This is a genomic window from Roseateles sp. P5_B10 (assembly GCF_056400485.1).
The window spans coordinates 1-1849 of sequence record NZ_JBFULE010000947.1; the positions used below are offsets into that span (position 1 = coordinate 1).

At 68.5% G+C, this 1849-nt stretch carries 3 protein-coding genes; all 3 read left to right on the top strand.

Annotated features, from left to right (window positions below; all coding sequences use genetic code 11):
- The coding region (locus tag AC1DU6_RS29590; protein WP_477861577.1) for a MarR family winged helix-turn-helix transcriptional regulator at positions 1-405 on the top strand (405 nt) is incomplete at its 5' end.
- Between the two features lie 31 nt (positions 406-436).
- On the top strand, positions 437-871 hold the full coding sequence (locus AC1DU6_RS29595; protein ID WP_056202145.1) for an organic hydroperoxide resistance protein: 435 nt from the start codon (positions 437-439) through the stop codon (positions 869-871).
- A gap of 82 nt (positions 872-953) precedes the next feature.
- On the top strand, positions 954-1849 hold an 896-nt coding region (locus tag AC1DU6_RS29600), incomplete at its 3' end, for an esterase-like activity of phytase family protein (RefSeq protein ID WP_477861579.1).

The following is a 1849-nucleotide window of genomic DNA, read 5'->3' on the forward strand; positions in this document are numbered from 1 at the left end:
CTGTACAGCAGCTCGCTGGCCATGACCCGCATCTACAAGCCCCTGCTGGCGCCGCTGGGCCTGACCTATCCGCAATATCTCGTCATGCTGGTGTTGTGGGAGGTCGARGGCCCCAGCGTCTCRCAACTCGGCCAGCGSCTGTCGCTGGACTCGGGCACGCTGACGCCGCTGCTCAAGCGCCTGGAAGCCCTGGGCCAYATCGAGCGCCGCCGTGCCAGCGACGACGAGCGCCGCGTCGACATCTTCCTCACACCTCAGGGCCGCAARCTGCGCGAGCAGGCACTGGACATCCCCGGCCACCTCGCCTGCGCCAGCGCCTGCGAACTGGACGAGGTCATCGCGCTGACGCAGCGGCTCACGCAATTGCGCCAGCAACTCAACCGGGCCGCCGACACGGCTGCCTGATTTCTTCCCCCACCACCCCAAAGGAGCCACCATGGCCATCGAAAAAGCCCTCTACACCGCCACCGCCACTGCCACCGGTGGCCGCGCCGGCACCGCCAAGTCGTCTGACGGCGCCATCGACGTGACGCTGTCCACGCCCAAGGAACTCGGCGGCGCCGGCGGCCCCGGCACCAACCCCGAGCAGCTGTTCGCGGCCGGCTATTCCGCCTGCTTCATTGGCGCCATGAAAGCCGTCGCCGGCAAGCAGAAGATCAGCCTGCCTGCCGAGGTCTCGATTACCAGCGACGTCGCCATCGGCCCACACGCCAACAAGCCCGGGGCCTTCGGCATCCAGGTCGACATGAAGATCTCCGTGCCCGGCATGGACCGCGCCGCCCTGGAGGCTCTGGTCGCCACCGCCCACGAGGTCTGCCCCTACTCGAACGCCACGCGCGGCAACGTCGACGTCTCGCTGACTGTCGTCTAACCGTCGTCTGAATGGGCGTCACGCCGGCGTCACGTGCGCCGGTCAGCATCGCGGGTTTTCCAATCACACCCGGAGACCCGCGATGCGCCTCTTCCTGACCACCGCCATCGCCAGCGCCCTGCTGGCCCTCGCCGCTCCATCCCGCGCGGCCRAACCGGTGCTGATCGGCATGGGCAACCTCAGCGGCTCGCTGAGCGACCTTTCCGGCCTGAACTACTCCCTCGAAAGCGGCCTCGCGGCCAACCTGCTCGGCGGCATGGGCTCGGGCCTGGCCTGGGCCGGCGGCAACACCTTCCTGGCGCTGCCGGACCGCGGTCCGAACGCCAATGACTGGGGCGCGCCGCAGCTCGACAACACGACGTCCTTCATCGCCCGCTTCCAGACGGTGCAGCTCAGCCTCACCGCCAACGCGGCCGGCTCCGCCCTGCCCTACGCGCTGACGCCGACGCTGCAGGCCACCACGCTGCTGTCCAGTTCCACAGCGTTGAACTACGGCCCCAAGGCCGCGACACTGAGCGGCATCGTGGACAGCAGCACAGTCCTCGCCGGCAGCAAGAACTACTTCTCGGGCCGCTCCGACAACTTTGCCGCCGGCCTGTCGACCAACCCGGCCAACGCGCGCCTGGACCCCGAAGGCATCCGCGTCTCCAACGACGGCAAGAGCGTCTTCATCTCCGACGAGTACGGCCCCTACGTCTACCAGTTCGACCGCGCGACGGGCGAGCGCATCCGCACCTTCAGCCTGCCGAGCAGCTTCGCCGTTGGCAACGTCAGCTCTTCCGGCGCCGCCGAGATCTCTGGCAACACGGCAGGCCGCGTCGCCAACAAGGGCATGGAGGGCCTGGCCATCTCGCCCGACGGAAAGACGCTGTTCGGCTTCGTGCAGAGCCCGCTGGCCCAGGACGGTGGCGACGGCGGCCGCTACAACCGCATCGTCAAGATCGACGTCGCCACGGGAGCCACCAGCCAGTTCGCTTT